General features: G+C 38.6%; 17 protein-coding genes. 3 read left to right on the top strand and 14 right to left on the bottom strand.

Going from position 1 to position 19207, the window contains the following annotated elements:
* Window positions 1–4 precede the first annotated feature (4 nt).
* From D8M05_RS09185 to D8M05_RS19995, 3 genes are read left to right on the top strand one after another with little or no spacing between them, the layout of a single operon-like run.
* Window positions 5–1621, top strand: a complete 1617-nt coding sequence (locus D8M05_RS09185) for a glycoside hydrolase family 43 protein (protein WP_121130990.1) — start codon at window positions 5–7, stop codon at window positions 1619–1621.
* A gap of 25 nt (window positions 1622–1646) precedes the next feature.
* Window positions 1647–1811 (top strand): hypothetical protein, encoded by a 165-nt coding sequence (locus D8M05_RS20170; RefSeq protein ID WP_183072745.1) that lies wholly within the window; start codon window positions 1647–1649, stop codon window positions 1809–1811.
* A 6-nt stretch (window positions 1812–1817) separates the two neighbouring features.
* Complete coding sequence (locus tag D8M05_RS19995; protein ID WP_147405169.1) at window positions 1818–2318, top strand: hypothetical protein; 501 nt, start codon at window positions 1818–1820, stop codon at window positions 2316–2318.
* Window positions 2319–2499: 181 nt separating this feature from the next.
* Here D8M05_RS19995 and D8M05_RS09195 read toward each other — a convergent pair whose 3' ends face one another.
* The 14 genes from D8M05_RS09195 to D8M05_RS09260 form a co-directional block, all read right to left on the bottom strand.
* On the bottom strand, window positions 2500–3126 hold the full coding sequence (locus D8M05_RS09195) for an SGNH/GDSL hydrolase family protein (RefSeq protein WP_121130996.1): 627 nt from the start codon (window positions 3124–3126) through the stop codon (window positions 2500–2502).
* Window positions 3116–4174 (bottom strand): aldose epimerase family protein, encoded by a 1059-nt coding sequence (locus D8M05_RS09200; protein WP_121130999.1) that lies wholly within the window; start codon window positions 4172–4174, stop codon window positions 3116–3118. Before D8M05_RS09200 ends, D8M05_RS09195 begins: the two co-directional genes overlap by 11 nt.
* 18 nt (window positions 4175–4192) lie before the next feature.
* Window positions 4193–5383, bottom strand: coding sequence for a sn-glycerol-1-phosphate dehydrogenase (locus tag D8M05_RS09205; RefSeq protein WP_121131002.1), 1191 nt, complete (start codon window positions 5381–5383; stop codon window positions 4193–4195).
* Window positions 5384–5449: 66 nt separating this feature from the next.
* Window positions 5450–5698, bottom strand: coding sequence for a DUF6171 family protein (locus D8M05_RS09210; protein WP_121131005.1), 249 nt, complete (start codon window positions 5696–5698; stop codon window positions 5450–5452).
* A 19-nt stretch (window positions 5699–5717) separates the two neighbouring features.
* Window positions 5718–6881 (bottom strand): family 43 glycosylhydrolase, encoded by a 1164-nt coding sequence (locus D8M05_RS09215; protein ID WP_121131007.1) that lies wholly within the window; start codon window positions 6879–6881, stop codon window positions 5718–5720.
* A gap of 40 nt (window positions 6882–6921) precedes the next feature.
* Entirely contained in the window at window positions 6922–8034 is a 1113-nt protein-coding gene (locus tag D8M05_RS09220) for a GntR family transcriptional regulator (protein ID WP_121131010.1), read from the bottom strand.
* Window positions 8035–8198: 164 nt separating this feature from the next.
* Window positions 8199–10109 carry a glycoside hydrolase family 127 protein gene (locus D8M05_RS09225; RefSeq protein WP_121131013.1) on the bottom strand — a complete coding sequence of 637 codons (1911 nt, stop codon included), beginning with the start codon at window positions 10107–10109 and terminating at the stop codon, window positions 8199–8201.
* A gap of 717 nt (window positions 10110–10826) precedes the next feature.
* On the bottom strand, window positions 10827–12305 hold the full coding sequence (locus tag D8M05_RS09230) for an alpha-N-arabinofuranosidase (protein WP_121131016.1): 1479 nt from the start codon (window positions 12303–12305) through the stop codon (window positions 10827–10829).
* A gap of 11 nt (window positions 12306–12316) precedes the next feature.
* Window positions 12317–13636: a glycoside hydrolase family 27 protein gene (locus D8M05_RS09235; protein ID WP_121131019.1), complete on the bottom strand. Its 1320-nt coding sequence runs from the start codon at window positions 13634–13636 to the stop codon at window positions 12317–12319.
* Between the two features lie 29 nt (window positions 13637–13665).
* Window positions 13666–15165: an arabinosylfuranosidase ArfA gene (gene arfA, locus D8M05_RS09240; protein ID WP_121131195.1), complete on the bottom strand. Its 1500-nt coding sequence runs from the start codon at window positions 15163–15165 to the stop codon at window positions 13666–13668.
* A gap of 348 nt (window positions 15166–15513) precedes the next feature.
* Window positions 15514–16821: an arabinan endo-1,5-alpha-L-arabinosidase gene (locus tag D8M05_RS09245; RefSeq protein WP_121131023.1), complete on the bottom strand. Its 1308-nt coding sequence runs from the start codon at window positions 16819–16821 to the stop codon at window positions 15514–15516.
* 112 nt (window positions 16822–16933) lie between these two features.
* A complete protein-coding gene (locus tag D8M05_RS09250; protein WP_121131026.1) occupies window positions 16934–17347 on the bottom strand; it encodes a hypothetical protein in 414 nt (137 codons plus the stop codon).
* Between the two features lie 51 nt (window positions 17348–17398).
* Complete coding sequence (locus tag D8M05_RS09255) at window positions 17399–18244, bottom strand: carbohydrate ABC transporter permease (RefSeq protein ID WP_121131029.1); 846 nt, start codon at window positions 18242–18244, stop codon at window positions 17399–17401.
* Between the two features lie 29 nt (window positions 18245–18273).
* Window positions 18274–19152 (bottom strand): carbohydrate ABC transporter permease, encoded by an 879-nt coding sequence (locus D8M05_RS09260; protein WP_121131031.1) that lies wholly within the window; start codon window positions 19150–19152, stop codon window positions 18274–18276.
* Window positions 19153–19207: the final 55 nt, after the last annotated feature.

Below are 19207 nucleotides of genomic sequence, written 5' to 3' on the forward strand. Positions count from 1 at the left end.
AATGATGACAACAATTCAAAACCCAATACTAACAGGCTTTAACCCAGATCCAAGTATTTGCCGTGCTGGTGAAGATTACTATATTGCTGTTTCGACATTCGAGTGGTTCCCTGGTGTAGGAATCTATCATTCTAAAGACTTAAAAAACTGGCGATTAGTATCTAGACCGCTAAATCGCTTAAGTCAGTTGAATATGTTAGGTAACCCTGATTCTGGTGGAATTTGGGCTCCAGCTCTTTCCTATAGTGACGGAAAGTTTTGGTTAATCTATACGGATGTCAAAGTTACGGAAGGACAGTGGAAAGATTCCCATAACTATCTTGTTACTTGCGACACCATTGACGGCGAATGGTCTGAACCAATTCACATGAACAGTTCTGGTTTTGACCCTTCCTTATACCATGATGAGGATGGCAGAAAATATTTTGTAAACATGTTCTGGGATCATCGCGTGGGTCATCATAATTTTTATGGGATCATGATGCAAGAATATGATGTCGAAAAGCAAAAATTGGTTGGTAAAAAGGAAATTATCTTTAAAGGCACAGACATTATGCTAACCGAGGCTCCACATCTATATAAAATGAATGGCTATTATTATCTATTGACCGCTGAGGGTGGGACGAAATACGATCACCAAGCAACCATTGCGCGTTCTAAGAATTTATGGGGACCATATGAAGTCCATCCAGAAAACCCATTGATTTCATCCTTTGCACATCCTAGAAATCCGTTGCAAAAAGCAGGACACGCATCGATTGTACAGACTCATACGGATGAATGGTTCCTAGTACATCTAACAGGACGTCCTTTGCCGCGTGAAGGTCAGCCTTTACTAGATCCTCGTGGTTTTTGCCCACTTGGCCGTGAAACAGCTATTCAGCGATTAGAATGGAAAAATGACTGGCCATATGTTGTAGGAGGAAACCAACCTTCTGTAGAAATTGAAGGACCGAATATTGAAGAAGTAAAATGGGAAAAAGAATATGATGAAAAAGATGATTTTGATTCAGAAACATTAAATGCCCATTTCCAAACATTACGTATCCCATTAGGTGAGGAAATTGTTTCATTAAAAGAAAATCCTGGACATTTACGTTTACACGGACGTGAATCACTAACATCTAAATTTACACAAAGCTTTGTTGCAAGACGCTGGCAACATTTCAATTTCACAGCAGAAACAAAAGTCGCTTTCAATCCTGAATCCTTCCAGCAAGCAGCAGGACTTGTAAATTACTATAATACACAAAACTGGACCGCACTTCAGATTACATGGAATGAGGAAAAAGGAAGAATCCTAGATCTTACTGTATGTGATAACTTTGCGTTCTCCCAACCACTTCAAGGAAAAGAAATCGTAATCCCTGAAGACGTTGAATACGTGAACTTACGAGTTGATGTAAAGACAAACATCTACACGTATTCTTATTCCTTTGATGATGGTGCGACTTGGAATGAGGTGCCAGTAGATTTATATTCTTACAAGTTATCAGATGATTATATCCAAGGTGGCGGCTTCTTCACTGGAGCATTCGTAGGAATGCAGTGTCAAGATACGTCTGGTGAAGGACTACCTGCAGACTTTGATTATTTCGTTTATCAACCAAGTGAAGATTAAATGATGAATGTGGGGAGCAGTGTGTATGCGCGGTGTTTTGGGTGATGGCGCGCGATTCTTAGTGCTCCTTGCTCGATTCTTGGGTGGTGGCGCGCGATTTCTATTGCTCCTTGCTCGATTTTTTGGGGTGGTGGCGCGCGATTTCTACCGCTACTCGCTCGATTTTGGCGTGGTGGCGCGCGATTTTTAGTGCTCCTTGCTCGATTTTCGCGTGGTGGCGCGCGATTTCTACCGCTACTCGCTCGATTTTCGCGTGGTGGCGCGCGATTTCTACCGCTACTCGCTCGATTTTCGCGTGGTGGCGCGCGATTTCTACCGCTGCTCGCTCGATTTTCGCGTGGTGGCGCGCGATTTCTACCGCTGCTCGCTCGATTTCCGAGTGGTGGCGCGCGATTTCTACCGCTACTCGCTCGATTTTCGGGTGGTGGCGCGCGATTTCTACCGCTACTCGCTCGATTTTCGGGTGGTGGCGCGCGATTTCTACCGCTACTCGCTCGATTTTCGCGTGGTGGCGCGCGATTCTTACTGCTACTCGCTCGATTTCCAAGTGATGGCGCGCGATTTCAACCGCTACTCGCTCGATTTCCGAGTAATGGCGCGCGATTTCCAGTGCTACTCGCTCGACTTTCGAATGGTGGCGCGCGATTTCAACCGCTACTCGCTCGATTTTCGGGTGGTGGCGCGCGATTCTCACTAAACCACGCGCGAATTTCTCTAAGCATAGTCAATCTTAAGAAGAAATATAAGATCACAAAATAACCAAACAAATAAATGTTTGGTTATTTTTATTTAAAGCACACATCGATTTCTTTCATGTTATGTAAATGGTTGTCACTGTTCAATTATTAACCGTGTGTTAAGCACCTCAACCCTCATGCCTACAAGTTTAATTTATCCTTCGTTGCTTCCAACCATTTCGTAGCCATGAGCATGTTCCCCGCTGAGTTCATATGTACCCCGTCCATTGTCAGTCCATAACTACCATTCGATTTCAGATATTGAATAAAGCATTGATGAGTGGGAACAAGAATAGCTTGATATTTATCTGCTAGCTTCTGAACAATTTCAACATAAGCCTTCAATTTTTCATTGCCAATGGAATGAACTTCTTCTTCGATAATCGTTGGTTCCATCAACACGATTATCGCATTTAATTTTGATATAACTTGTTCTAGTAAGCCTGTATAGATTCGTTCAAAGTCTTCTGGGTAAATCTGATCGATGCCCGGACTGTCTAATTGACGCCAAACATCATTAATCCCAATTGAGATTGAAATAATGTTTGGAGCCAGTGAAATAACATCTCTTTCCCAGCGTTCCTCTAAATCAATTATTCTATTTCCACCAACACCTTGATTCATCATATCAAACTTTATTTTTGGAAAATTTGTTACGAAATAATCATGTAAGATGCGGACATAACCATTTCCTAGATTTTCTTGATCCTCGTGCCTGCCACACTCCGTTATACTATCTCCAATGAAAAGGATACGCTTATTCATCATTGCTCTCTACTCCAAAAGAAAAGATAGTCTGTGTTTTATTTACTTCTCCTTCTTCCCGGATGATATTTGGGAATCCTTTATGATGGAGCGATGCTGGTGAGCCTTGTGTTTCCAGACATAGTCCAAGATATTTCTTCGTTACCCCTTCTGTTAACTCTAAGCCTTCTACCAGGTTATTCGAAGTATACATAACAACACCAGGTTGATTGGTTTTAATGGTTAGTTTTCTGCCACTATTTTCATCTTTGACAATTGCTTTTTCCTCTTTTTCATTAGCAAAGATAAAGTAGTGGTCATACCCACATCCAGCTACTTGATTTTGGATGAAATCATCATTGAAACCATCTTCTAATCGTCGGCCATTTCTAAAATCAAAAGTAGTTCCCTGCACATTTAAAAGTTTCCCTGTTGGAATAAGCTCCTCGTCAAGCTCTACAAACTGTTCGCTATCCATCGTAACTTCATGACGATTAATGGTGGATTTTGTATCTCCACTTAGATTAAAATACGTATGATTTGTCAAAGTAAGTGGAGTCATTTGATCTGTGTATGCAGTATAATTAATTATCAATTGATTTTGGTTATTCAGTGTGTATGTGACTTCTGCTTCTACATTACCAGGAAAGCCTCCCTCTCCATCGGCACTCTTATGAATTAATTTAACCATTACTTCATCACTCAACGCTTTAGGCTCAATCTCCCATAAAGCATGGTTAAATCCATTCGCCCCGCCATGCAAGCAGTGCTCATCCTCGTTTGATTCCAGCTGATAGGTTTTTCCATTTAATTCAAAAGCAGCTCCTGGAATCCTACCCGCCACTCTTCCAACTATGGCTCCTAAATAACCAGGATTTGTTAGGTATTGCTCCAGGTTTTTATACGCAAGAACAACATTCTCTGTCTTTCCATCTTTATCGGGAACAAGTATTTCCGTTATAATCCCTCCATAATTTAGCAATGATACCGTCATGCCGTGATCATTCATTAGTGTTGCCTTTTTCCATACTTGGTCATTGGTTGGTTTTACTTCTTTTATGTCAATTTTCACTGTTCTTCTCCTCACTGTTCAAAGTGGATAGGTAAGGTCTTTTTCCTTAAATTTGTTGATTAATAATAACCCTGTACATCTGTCTCGTAAATGAAATGCCTCATTGATACTTTGGGCAACAAGCTCATCATCTAGACCCAATTCTTCCGTAGTTGTAGGTCCACCAGTCTTCTGAATCAGATTTCTAATTTCCTTGGGGCTTGGAATGTTATCCAATATTTCCATGATTGACTGCCAATTTCCCCTTATTCTACCTCCATATTCCCCAGTATCGCGAGCGGGTAGATCCTTCAATTTCTGCTTATATAAGTCAACGATAATTGCAGTCGCGACTCCTACCTTGGCACCATGTAGTAGTTGCTTCGCGTCTTTTTTCAGTAAATCCATTTCCCAGTAATGCGATAGATGGTGTTCTCCTCCTGATGCTGGTCTTGAAAAATCTAGCAGAAGCATAACTAATCCCGATTCAATTAAAGAATGGATTAGAATCGTAACCCCTTCATCATCTGCCTTTGCTATTTTCGATACATTTTGCACACAAGCCTCCAATGATTTTCTTGTCATCTCTGCAGCAAATCGATTATAAGGCTCTCCACCAATACACGCTGAAATCTTCCAATCCAACAAGGAGGTATATTTTGCTAGAATATCACCAAAGCCAGCTGCAGTCATTTCCTGTGGTGCCGCTTTCAATATAGTGATATCAGCAAATACTGCCACAGGGAATGTGGTCTGAATGGTTTGTTTTACACCACGAAGGATAAGTGGTGAGCCTTTTGACGTAAAACCGTCTACAGAAGCTGCAGTTGGTACGGAAATGAAAGGAATATTCATTTTACTTCCACAGAATCGAGTAATATCGTGAATCGTGCCAGAGCCAACCGCAATGTATATATCTGTTTCTAATGGCGTTTCTACTAATAATTCAACTATCGTTGCTTCATCCGCAATCACTTGTTGATGACGATTTGCTTTTAGTAAAACAGTCTTTGTCTCCATACCAGCTTCGACCAACATTTTCTCGATTTGTTTTCCAGCTGCTACGTATGTATTATCATCAACAACTAGAATAATATGTTTATAGTCATTCTCTAGAACAAACGGTAAAATTGCTGCCAAAACACCATTTCCAACTTCAATTTTCGGTAGTGTTACATTCTTCACACCAAGTTCTTGTGCTAATTGATAGATTTCATCTGCTATTTCCATAAAATGACCTCCATTTCAAAAGGAAGCCGATAAGATGCTATCCTACCGGCTAGATTGACGTTATATTTACCATTTTTCTTCATCAGGATAAGGACAGGTTTTATAGGCTAACTTTGCCCTGAATTGGACAAAGCAGCCACAAAAACCACATGTATTACCATAAAGGAGTGATGGACACTTCTTACATGTTGCAAGTCTTTTATTGTATGTTTCATCATCAACAATGTCGGTTTCTAATTGTAGTTGCTCATCTATTTGCTTTTGAATATATTCATCCGAGACAATTACTGAACGTGAGCAGCCTTTACAGCTCATATTCCTCATCCTTTATGTCTTATTTTACGGTAACGGTTGCAATGATCTTCTGTTGTGTGAGATCTTTTGTCATCCCTGGGTAACCAACGTATGGATTCCCATTTTCATCCCAGAAAAGTTGCTGTACGCGTGCATGACGATTATGGTCATATAAGGAGTTCCCTACAATTTCTTTATATGGACGTGCATGGTACACCATTAAATCTGTTATGCCATCCTCAGCAATTGTAAAACTATTATGTCCTGGACCATATTCCATCGTTTCCTCGCATGTAGCAAATATAGGTTCCTTCGATTTAGTCCAGGAGGTTGGATCTAATAGATTGCTATTTTCGTCAGCGGTTAATAACCCCATTGCATAACGATGATCTGTCGCACTAGCAGAATAAGTGATAAAAACGTTGCCATTTCTCTTAATAACCGCAGCACCCTCATTTACATAAAACCCTTGTTGTTCCCAAGGCAAATCTGGGGTTGAGAGCACAACTTGATTTGGTTTAATTGTCCATGGATTTTCCATTTCAGCGATATATAGATTAGAGATGGTATCATTGTCCACTTTTTGTGCCCAAACTAAAAATCGTTTTCCCTTGTTTTCAAAGGTTGTTGCATCTAATGAAAAGCTTTTGAAATCAGTATTAATCTGCCCTTTTTCCACCCATTCACCTTCCAAGGGATTTTCTGAGCTGCATTCTAAAACATAGGGGCGGATAGCCCAAACATCATCCCTATCTCCTGCCGCAAAATGGATATACCATTTGCCATTAATAAAATGGAGTTCTGGCGCCCAAATATGTTTAGACATGATTCCTTCTTCATGTTTTTCCCAAATGACAGTTTCAGCTGCATCTTTTAATCCTTCTATTGTCTTTGATCTTCTAAGAACAATTCGATCATATTCTGGATAAGACCCTGTAAAATAATAGTACCCATCCATATGTCTATATACATATGGATCTGCCCTTTGCTCAACAAGTGGGTTCGGGTACTCCTTTACTTTGATTCTGCCTTCCACTTGATAGGTTCCAGGTGTATCGTATTGCTCAACAGGGGTTTCATCCCACGCTACATCTACATCCACTGTTATTCCATCTTCTATTTCGATTTGTACCTTGTTCTCCAATTCAGGTCGGTTACCAGCCCACGTTGTAACTTGCAAATGATCCACTGTTTTCACCATCATATGTAATCTCCCCTGCATGTATATTTTTAAAATAAGACATTCAAACTAATTCCCTAATATCCTTCGTCGAGTTTCTTACAACAAGTTGTGGTTCATATACAATTGATGATACTTTTTCATCAGGTTGTAAACCATGCTTGATATCTAATAAATTCAACATCATTTTTGCAGCTGTTTCGCCCATTTCACTCTGTGGATGTCTGACAGTCGTTAACTTCACCTCAGAAACTCTGGACAGAACAGAATCATCAAACCCTATTAATGAAATATCCTCTGGTACTTTAACATTTTTCTCTCGCAATACATCCAACAATATCATGGCAAGCTCATCATTGTAACAGACAATGGCTGTTGGTCTATCCTCACCTGTCTGGGACAGTATTTCTTCCAATTCCTCCCGCGGTTTGGTCATTTTTTCCTCGGTATGATAGGTTATAATATTGCTTGGCTTAATTTGCACTTGATTTTTTCTATGGGCTTTTAAATAACCCTTCATCCGTCTAGTTCCTTGTATATCATCTGTTTTGAAAAAGCCCAAAATATTATGATGTCCTTGTTCTATCAGATGTTCTGTTTGTAGAAATCCACCCTTCTCATCATCAATTGTGATACTGAGTGGTTCCAGCTCATCATAATAAGCATTAATCATGATGTATGGAATATTTAACTTTTCCAGGTTTAAATAATAATTAATATTTGGATTAGACATGGCACTTTGGGTCGGTTCAATAATGACACCATCTATATGGTGCGTCAGTAATTTCTCTAAAATTTGCTTTTCATTTCCATGATTATTATCTGTGCTAAATAGACTCACATGATAATCATTTTTACTTAAATGAGATTCAGCCCCTCTAATTATGGAAGGGAAAATATAATCAGAGATGTGCGTTGTAATGATTGCAATGTTCTTTTGATTCGCTTTAGAAGCGTCCATCTCTGTTCTTTCCGCACAATACGTTCCAGCTCCCTGTTTACGGTATAACCACCCTTGATTAACAAGGTCTCCAATGGCTAGTCTAACCGTATGACGACTCACATTAAACCGTTCCATTAACTCACTTTCCGAACTAATTTTTTGATTTGGTACATAAGTTCCATCTAATATTTTTGACTTGATAAATTCTCGGACAATACTATGCTTTGTCTTCATATTACACCTCTGTTCTCATTCACGTCTTACTTGTTCGTATAAGTAACATTATAACAGTTTTTCTACCAATACATACATTGAAAAATCCATAGAGAAGAAATCGGGATTATAAAGGGAATAAACGTAAAAATAACATTATTCGCTCGACTGAATATTCCCCTCCATTACACTTCATTAATCCAGACTAACATTTCCCCAGGAGAACGATTGCACCAAGCATAGTACGGTATTGCTTTTATTTCCACTAGAATCTGCTCATCATCATTCGATGCGTATAGATTGTCTTCCCACGCATTAGGGTCAATTCTTACCGCATCTCCTTTTATCGTGACAACACCTTCCAATAAGTCTTTGTCAAAAGTCACATCAAATCTACTTGCTTTAGGCAGGTAGATATTAGAAAGGTTCTTCCCGTTGTCCACTTCTTCTAAACAGTACACTACAGGCCCTCTTTGCAAGGCAACTTTTCCAGCATTTACCCTTACACTAGGATGGGATTTCATACGTCTTACAGGCATTGGGAAAAGCAATTCAATGTGATCACCTTTTTCCCATGTGCGCTGGATATACGCATAACCATCCTTCGAAACAATACCGACATGGATTCTTTCACCATTTACCCATAGTTCTGGCTGTTTACACCAACCTGGAATACGTAATGCAATGGTAAAGGAATCTGCTGTTTCCGGGTTAATGGATAAAGTAACCTTTTCATCCCAAGGATATTCTGTCGTTTGAATAATATTCACCATTTGCCCATTTAATTCTACATCTGTCTGATTTCCAGCATATAAGTGTACAAATAGTTGATTATCGTCCTTGGAATACATGTAATGACCAATAGAACTGATTAACCTTGCAAGGTTAGGAGGGCAGCAAGCACAGGTAAACCATGGTTGTCTCACTGGTTTCACATGTCGTTTATCATGTCTCGTGCACGCTTTTGGCCAGACCTCTAATGGATTCACATAGAAAAACTTCTTCCCATCTAAATCCATCCCACTAATGGTTCCGTTATAAAGTGCCCTTTCCATCACATCTGCATATTTGCTATTAGTCTCTAAGTCTAACATCCGCTTCGCCCAAAAAACTAATGCTATTGATGCACATGTTTCGGTATAGGCGGTATCATTAGGCAAATCATAATCAAAGGAAAAAGCTTCCCCAAATTCGCTGGACCCAACTCCAGCAGTGATGTACATTTGCTTTTTGGTTAGATTATCCCACAGTCTTTCGCATGCCTTTCTCAGAGAATCATCATTTGTCTTTAATGCAAGGTCCGCCATCGCTGCGTACATATAAATTGCTCTTACCGAATGTCCAACAGCCTTTTCCTGGTCTCTAACAGGTTCATGTGCTTGGTGGTATTCATAACCATGGTGGTAAAAGAATGGGTTTGTATCGCCCCGTTTTTCCCTTTCCATATCAAAATAATGCGGATTTTGTCCACGCTGATCAATGAAATATTTACTTAATTCTAAGTACCTTTCATTTCCAGTAACATCAAATAGTTTAACTAAGGCTAATTCAATTTCTTGATGTCCAGGATAGCCACGGATTTTCCCTTCTTCGTTTCCAAATACAGTGTCGATATAATCTGTATAGTTACACATAATGTCAAGAAATTTACGTTTTCCAGTGACTTGATAATAAGCAACAGCAGCTTCGATTAAATGACCAGCACAATACAATTCATGATTGTCACGAACATTTGTCCAGCGCTGTTCAGGTGCTTTAATTGTGTAGTAAGTATTTAGATAACCATCTTCCTGCTGTGCTCTACCTAATAAATCAATCAGTTCATCTGCCGTTTCTTCTAGTGCTTGGTCTGGGTGATTTTCCAAGCTAAAGGCAACTGCCTCTAACCATTTTGCAACATCGCTATCCTGGAAAACCATTCCATAAAATTCACCCCGAGCTTCCCCTGCTGCAATTTTTAAGTTCTCAATCGCATGACTTGGTTCCGTATCTGGTAAGCGGTCGTTCAGTGCATTCCATTGATAAGGGATAACCTCTTTCCTCACAACTTCCATGTATTTATTCCAGAATCTATCCTTCATTTGAACCTTAATCATCTCATCACCCCTTAAGTTTCATTGCTTTTAAAGATGAGGCTGGGACAAAACTAAAACCTTCCAATCAAAAGGCGAATATTATAGCATAGGAAGCTCATAATATTAACTTTTTACAATTGAATGTTAATTCGCAGTTGATATAAAGTGTTGATTTCTTTAATTCAAAATAGTGAAGCTCTCGCTCACACTTATTAATGTTAGGAGCTGTCAATCGCTCCGGCAGAATACTTCGCTTTCCGTGGGCACGGCCTCAGCCCTCCTCGCGAGCAAAGACCGCTCACTGCGGGGTCTTCGGACACGTGCTGTTCCCACAGGAGTCTTCGCATTCTGCCTCCGCTATGTTAAGTGCTCTAGATTTTATTAAAGCTATTGAACATAAAATCACGTTTTGGGCAGTTCTACCTCACAAAAATAGCATTTTTTAGTGGAAATCAAGTAGAGCAGGAGCTTAGTGGAGGAAACACACGGAGACTCCTACGGGAGGATAGGCCTAGGTGAGACTACGTAGTGCGTTAGCACGAAGGAGGCTCACCAGCCGCCCGTGGAAAGCGAAGTGTGTTTCCGGAACGACGTGTTTTACACAATACTGAATTAAATAGATCCGAAGTTTATACAAAGTCCTCCATTAATTTGAATTTAATGGAGGATTTAAACTTATAGCTTGGACTTTTCTTTACTAAATTTCTTTTGTCCCATCCTCATTACATTTATAAACGATTATTTGATTGACAATACAACAACAGACTTAGAAGGTAATTCGATATCTAGTCTATTCCCTTCTTTCGTGAATCCAGTAAAAGTTTTAGGAGTTACATTTTCTGGTTCTTCAAATGTATTTATTGCATTCATTTCATTTGCAGTTAAGATTCGTCCAGTTACTTCAGATACATCAAGTCCTCGTAAATCTAAGTCAAGGCTAGCTGTTTTTGCTTTATCAAGATTACATAAGCTAATGTTTACTGTACCGTCTTTTGCCTTTGAAGCAGAAACGCTTACTTGTGGGAATGTGAAACCATTTTCATTGATTGTATCTACATGAAAATCTAATGCAATTCTATCTGCATCCTGATGGACTTTGTACATTTCAAATACATGGTACGTTGGAGTTAAAATCATTTTATCGTTTTCAGTAAGAATCATTGCTTGAATGACGTTAATCATTTGAGCAATATTTGTCATTTGCACACGATCACTGTGCTCATGAAAAATATTAAAGTGAACGCCAGCAATCACTGCATCCCTTATCGTATTTTGTTGATACAGGAATCCTGGATTCGTTCCTGGCTCTACATCATACCAAGCACCCCATTCATCAATAATCATGCCGATGCGTTTTTCAGGATCATATTTATCCATAATTGTGCTATGTTTCGTTATCAATTCATTCATATACATCGTTTGCTGCATCGTTTCATCCCATTCTACTTCTGTAAAGTTGACTGCTTGTCCCTTATTCCAGAAGCCACCTGGATGTACATAATAATGTAAACTCAACCCATCCATTAAATGATGTGCCTCACGCATTAACACTTCTGTCCAGTGGTAATCATCAACGTTCGCACCACCGGCTATACGGTAAATTTGATTATCCCCATAGTTTCTTACATAGGTTTGATAACGACGGTACAGGTCAGCATAGTATTCAGGGCGCATGTTACCACCACATCCCCAGTTTTCATTACCTACACCAAAATATTTCAGTTTCCAGGGTTCTTCTCTCCCATTTTCACGTCTCCAATTCGCCATTGGCGACTCTCCGTCAAATGTCATATACTCAACCCATTCTGACATCTCCTGGACCGTACCACTTCCAACATTTCCATTAATATATGGCTCAGCACCCAACATGTCACAAAGCATCATAAATTCATGTGTTCCGAAGTGATTATTCTCAACAACACCGCCCCAATGTGTGTTAACCATCCGCTTACGACCTTCACGTGGTCCGATGCCATCTTTCCAGTGGTATTCATCAGCAAAACAGCCACCAGGCCAGCGAAGCACTGGAATATCCAATTTTTTAAGAGCTTCTAATACATCATTTCGAATTCCGTTTGTATTTGGAATGGAGGAGTCTTCCCCAACCCATAACCCTTCATAAATTCCACGACCTAAATGTTCTGCAAAATGACCATAGATATTTTTGTTAATTTTTCCTTTTACAATATCTGTATTAATCGTAATTTTATTTGACATTTTGACACCTCTTATAAGTTTATTTTAGGAGTGTAAACCTGTATTGGTGATAGTTTTAATAAAACTGAAGCATGTGGATCCAGTTTAAAACTTAGCATGTCCTGAACAGGTTCTAACTGTTTTTCTCGCCATATATCCCTTACTTGAACTTTCCCAGTTAAGTTCCCATCTATTTCATTCAAAGCTATATTTATATTTTCTCTAGATTCTCCGATGTTAAATAATGCTACATACATATTTCCGTTATTGTCATCTGCTGCCCACACTACTTTATCTTCATTTCTACACACTTGTCTCGAACAGCTGGAATTACGATGAACCTCCAAAACCTCCTCATTGGTCAACAAGGATAATGTCCACTCATCATTATCTCTTAATTCTCCACCAAACATTAGTGGCGACTGGAAAATACTCCATAGTGTCATCATGGTGATCTGTTCATCTTTGGTAAAACGGGTCCATCTATCACTAGCTCCACCATCCACAGAGCGAATACCGATATGCCCGAGCGGGAGCATATCTGCATCTGGCCAGTGTCCTAGACCAACATGTTTACTCCATTTATTGCAGCGATCAAACATGTCATAAAGTAATGGCCAAAGGTCCCAGTAATCATCCGTCATCCGCCACATATTGGCATTTTCTTCTAGTAAACTAGCATGTTCCAGTGGAGCTGGCCCTGGTGAAAGACTTAATACCATATCCCGTTCACAATGATCCATTGCTTTTCGAATCAATTTGATTTCTTCGGTATGGATTCCATATAACTTGGAATCAGAAATATCATCTACCTTTACAAAGTCCACTCCCCACTCTGCATAAAGTTGAAACAGGGAGTTATAATAATCCTGCGCTCCTTCTTTTGTCGCATCAATACCATACATATCTGTATTCCACGGACAAATTGAGTTAGGCTTAGCAATCTCTCGTGCTCGAATACTTGTCCCTAAAATAGCTGTGTTTTGATGTACTGCTTGACGAGGTATTCCACGCATGATGTGAATGCCAAATTTCAGACCTAGATTATGAACATATTCTGCCAGCGGTTTAAAACCTTTTCCTTCCTTTGCTGACGGAAAACGATTTACTGCTGGAACCAACCGGGAATATTCATCCATTTCTATTGGCACAAACGGACGATAGGTCGATGATTTAGCACCGGCTTCATACCATTGGATATCTACAACCACATATTCCCATCCATATTCCTTCAAAAATTCAGCCATATATTTTGCATTGCCTTTTACTTCTTCTTCGGTAACGGTTGCACCATAGCAATCCCAACTATTCCAGCCCATTGGTGGTGTTGGTGCTAATAAGTGATGTTTCAATTGATTTACATCCCTTCAATCCGTAAACTTTATTTATTTATTTTTTGCTTTTGCAAGCGAATCATATTCCAAGAGAATTTCGGTAGTATTCCTACAACTTTTCCAACTTCTTTATAGGATTGTCCATTAGAATGTGGTTTTACTTGTTCGTTTTCTAATGTATTCGTTGCTTTTGCATCTTCGTTTTCTAACACGACATGTTCCACCACTTCAAAACCTTCAAATGATCGGACATCTATATTTACATGTAAGTCATTTTCTAGATGACGGTTTACTGCAAAGATTACGAGTTCGTCTTTTTTCTCATTGTAGACAACAGAAGTATCTAAGTACGGCACATCTGTAAAGTCTTTACTATCATATTTAGGAGATTGTACAATTGGATTTAATGCAGTCCCTCGTCCATATACGGATGTGTAGTAGTACGGATAGAAGATGGTTTGCTTCCAAGCTCCTCCACCATTTTCTGTCATAATTGGTGCAATAACATTAACAAGTTGTGCCATACATGCAACCTTTACTCGGTCCGAGTGTTTTAGCATCGTATTTAACATGCTTCCTACTAAAAGTGCGTCTTCAAAGGTATACACATCTTCTAATTGTGGTGGTGCAACAGTCCATGGTTCAATTTGTTTATCCTGTTCATTTGAATGGAACCATACATTCCATTCATCAAAGCTTAGATTGATTGTTTTCTTACTACGTTTTTTTGCTTTAATATAATCACATGTAGAGATAACGGTTTTAATAAAGTTATCCATATCCAATGATTTTGCTAGATAATTGGCTGTATCATTGTTACGATTTCCGTAATATTGGTGGAGAGAAATGTAATCCACATGCTCATAAGTATGATCTAACGTCGTCGCCTCCCATTCAGGGAATGTTGGCATATTGGAATTTGAGCTCCCACAGCTTACCAATTCGATGCTTGGGTCTACTAACCTTAGTGCTTTTGCTGTTTCTGCAGCAATGCGACCATATTCATTGGCCGTTTTATGTCCTACTTGCCACGGACCATCCATTTCATTTCCTAAGCACCATGTTTTAATATTATGAGGATTTTCATAACCATGTTCTCTTCTTAAGTCACTCCAATACGTACCTCCTGGATGATTGCAGTATTCGATTAAGTTTCTTGCAGCATCAATACCTCTTGTACCTAAGTTAATGGCCATCATGACATCGGTGTTGGCTGCCTTTGCCCAATCCATAAATTCATTCGTACCCATCTCATTGGTTTCGGTTACACGCCAAGCCAGCTCCAATCGTTTTGGACGGTTTTCTCTGGGTCCAACACCATCTTCCCAGTTATAAGCGGATACCATATTACCACCAGGGTAACGTACAATAGGTACCTGTAGTTCTTTTACCAACTCTATAACGTCTTGACGAAATCCATTTTCATCTGCTGTTGAGTGACCAGGCTCATAGATTCCTCCATAAACCGCCCTTCCCAAATGTTCTATAAAAGAACCATATATTCGTTTGTCTATCTCAGCGATTTTAAACTCTTTATCAATTAGCATATCTGCTTTTGAGAATTCCCTTGACACACCCTATCATCCTTTCTATTGAATGAAATCTAGTTAATAACAAGAATCGCTCTTCCATCATATAAAACGTTTACAATAATGAGGTAAGCAGTAAATCTTCAAAACTATGCTTTCTAATATTCAAACGTACATATTGTCTAAAATAAATACATTTAGAACATCTTGTACGTACATATATTATGTATTTAGATTAAGAAAAATCCTGCCATTTGTCAAGTGGATAGCAATCAAAAATAATAGGCATCCTTATTATCCTTAATGTGTGGATCTGTCTTCCTTTATATTTTATTCCACATATAAAGTTTGAATTATATTTATAAGTTATTCGTACATCTTCTTTTTTGCAAGTATAACATCGCCATGTTTGTCTTTTCCCATGAATACCAATGTTTGATGCCATTCTTCCCAATCCCAACCCGGCATTACTATTCCTTCTATCTCTTTATCCTTTAGGGATAAAATAAAACGATTATTAGATAATTGCTTCCACGCTTCTAACTGATTGTTTTTACCATCAGAAACCTGTATTAATTGCGATTCAATTTGGTCATTGTTATCTTTATCCATACAGATGTACTCCCAATAACCTGAAATCTCATTCCTTTGAATAGGAACCTCTTCTTCCCCAGCATATCTTTCTGGAGATACAAGTGGCCAACCGTCATTTGTCCAGACAACTTTGCGAATATGTAAATAATGCCACCTTTTATCTTTCTTAGTCCGAATATGGTGGCATACATAATAGTTATCTCCATCTTTTAAAACCGAATTATGGCCTGGAGCCACCCATCCTTCTGTATGTTGAAATTTATATCCACCAAGGATTTTTAAACCAACATCATTCGGAGATATCATTGTATTCGTCATTTCATTTCCATTCAAATCGACATACGGACCAGATATTGATTTGGAACGTGCAACGCGTATATTATAATTAGACGCAAGCGAATCATAGGATACGAATAAATAATAGTATTTTAACTTAGGATGGTAGACAATATAGGGCCCTTCGATAGCACCTTCCACACTGATTTGCCGTTTAGCAATTAGATTCCCTCTGCCATATTCCCTTAACTTACCAGTAGTTGGGTTAATCTCCGCGACAAAAATTCCACCAAAAAAGGAGCCATAAACCATCCACGGTTTACCATTTTCATCAAAGGTTATATTTGGATCAATGGCATTAGGACCTTCTTCACCATGTTTGGTTTTAAAAACCTCTCCTTGATCTTCCCATGGACCTTCAATATTTTTACTTGTGGCAACACCAATAAAGGATTGACTTTTCCCAAATTGGGACGCAGCATAATATAAATAATACGTTTCTCCAAATTTTGTTACATCTGGTGCCCAAAGTCCTTTTGCACCTGTCCATTCTTTCGCAGGGGGCGGAACTTCATTAAATGCTCGGCCAACCCATTGCCAGTTAATTAAATCCCTCGATTTCCTTATTTGTATTCCTGGTTTAGCTTCACCTTCTATTTGTGCATCCGTAGAGAAAACATAATACCAGCCCCCATCCTTATAAATGGCGGGATCATGCGCATTCACCGTGGTCCATTTTGTCTCGTCATATAAGTTAGCGCGGTCACATATCGTCTCATTTGGTATATTATTTGAATCAATCAAAGGTCATTCATCCTCCTAACCAAGACATCACAATATACTTCATCACTGTGGTAATATGAAGAAGCTGATATTATCACAGTAATGAAGTAGTGACTTATTTCCCTTTTTGGAATCATTCTAATACTCCATTTGATAGTTTAATTGCTTTATTCTTTGCAAAGTAAATGACAAACGCAAGTAAGTAAATAACAAAGCCAATAACGTCCATCGTTGCCAATTGAACAGCAGCCCAAATACCAATCCAAATTAGTACTTTCTTTTGGATCATATTATCCTTTAGTTTTACCGCAATGAGAAAGTTTAAAATAGAGGCAACAAACATGAACAACCCGAATGTCAAGATTACTTTTGATACATTATCTAACAGATGTGTTCCCACTAATAGTGTACTACCATCTGCATTCCCCAGCTGCTTTGCACCCTGGTTATTAAACCAAGTATGATAACTAAAGATTGTTAATAACGCGGTGAATAAATTCCAACCCGCTCCTGTAAACAATAATTTTCTTTCCAATCCTCTGTTCATATTTATTCCTCACCTTTTCATACATTTTTAATTCCTAATTTCCTTAGCCGCTTAACCTTTAATACCTGAATTTAAATCCAGTGACTGTACAAAATACTTTTGTGCAAAAACAAATAGCAACATGGTTGGGATAATCGCTAAGATGGCTGATCCCATTAACTGACCAATCATACGATAGTTTCCGTAAATATCTTGTAATAGAAGCAAACCAGCTGTTACAGGCATTTTCTCAACGTCCGTATAAACAATTACTGGCCATAGGAAGTCATTCCATGATCCAACAAAGGAGAAAAGTCCGCAAACAATTAAAATCGGTTTAATCGCTGGCAAAATAATCCTGGAATAAATTTGAAAATCACTCGCTCCGTCGACACGAGCTGATTCATCCAATTCCCTCGGTATATTTTTCATAAACTGTCTAACTAGGAATATATTCCCCATACCTGCTAGTCCAGGTACAATCATTGCCCAAGGTGTATTTACCCAACCTAACATATCAATAATCTTGTAGGAAGGAATCAAGTTTACAACACTCGGAAAGAAAGATATCGCAAGTAATGTAAAGAACATTACATCTCTACCTTTGAATTTCATACGTGAATATCCGTAGGCAGTAATTGAGATGACAATAACAACTAAGATGGTATGTGATATTGCAATAAATAAGGAATTCCCTATCCAACGTAAAATCGGTGCCGACGATGTATCAGAGAATATCGTTACATAGTTTTCAACAACCCAATTGATAGGTAGTAATCTAAACCCAGCTGTAACTACCTCCGTTTGAGACCTGAAAGATGTGGCTAAACCAAATATTAAAGGAATAACCCAAATGGCACTAACAACTATTAAAAATAGATAAGATAAATACTTTGATATACTAATTTTTTTTGTCATTTTCATCCTACCCCTCTCGTTTCCAGTTTTTAACTAGCATTTCGATTCATCAAGTAATACTGTAAAGCTGATATAATCAAAATAACAACCCCTAGTAATACCGCCATAGCAGAAGCTATACCTGCAATGGATTCACCGCTACTAAATGCTAAATCACGAATATACATCATTAGCACCGTTGTCCCTTGTCTTGGACCACCAGCCGTCATCATTAGTGGCTGTGCAAAGACATTAAAGGCACCAGCAGTGGTCATAACTAGTGTATAAATTAACGGAAAACGAATAGATGGTAATGTAATACTAAAAAACTGTCGAATTGGTCCAGCACCATCTATTTGAGCGGATTCATATAAGTCTTTTGGAACCCCATTAATGGAAGCGCGGTAAATTATCATATTACCACCAACACCAGCCCAAATTGTAATGACAAATATAACAATCCAAGCAAATGGTTGAGTCGCGGACCAAACCGTATCTGAACCAAATAGGTTATTAACAACCCCTAATTGTTTGTTAAAAATTAGTGACCAGATTAGTGCCGCGGCTGAAATAGATATTAGCCCTGGAACATAGATAATAGATTGAAAGAAACTCTTCATCTTTACACCTTTATGTTCGAGCGCTACTGCAATTAGTAATGGAATGATAATCATTAAAGGAACACTAATACCGACAAATATGAAGGTATTTTTCATACCATTTATGAATTGATAATGGAATGTTGAATCTTGGTCAAATAAAATAGTTTTATAGTTATCTAATCCAACCCACACAGGGTCACCAACTAGATTCCATTGTGTAAATGAAGCATATATCCCGTATAACGATGGTAATAAAATAAAAACGATAAATAGTATAATGTGGGGACCGACAAAGAAAATAGGTGATAAATTCATTTTCTTTTTCATCGTTCCATTGCCTCCTTATTTTAAAAAAAGACTGCCCTTAAAGGATTTGACCTTA

Source organism: Oceanobacillus bengalensis (assembly GCF_003628445.1).
In the GTDB taxonomy this organism is placed as follows: domain Bacteria; phylum Bacillota; class Bacilli; order Bacillales; family Amphibacillaceae; genus Oceanobacillus; species Oceanobacillus bengalensis.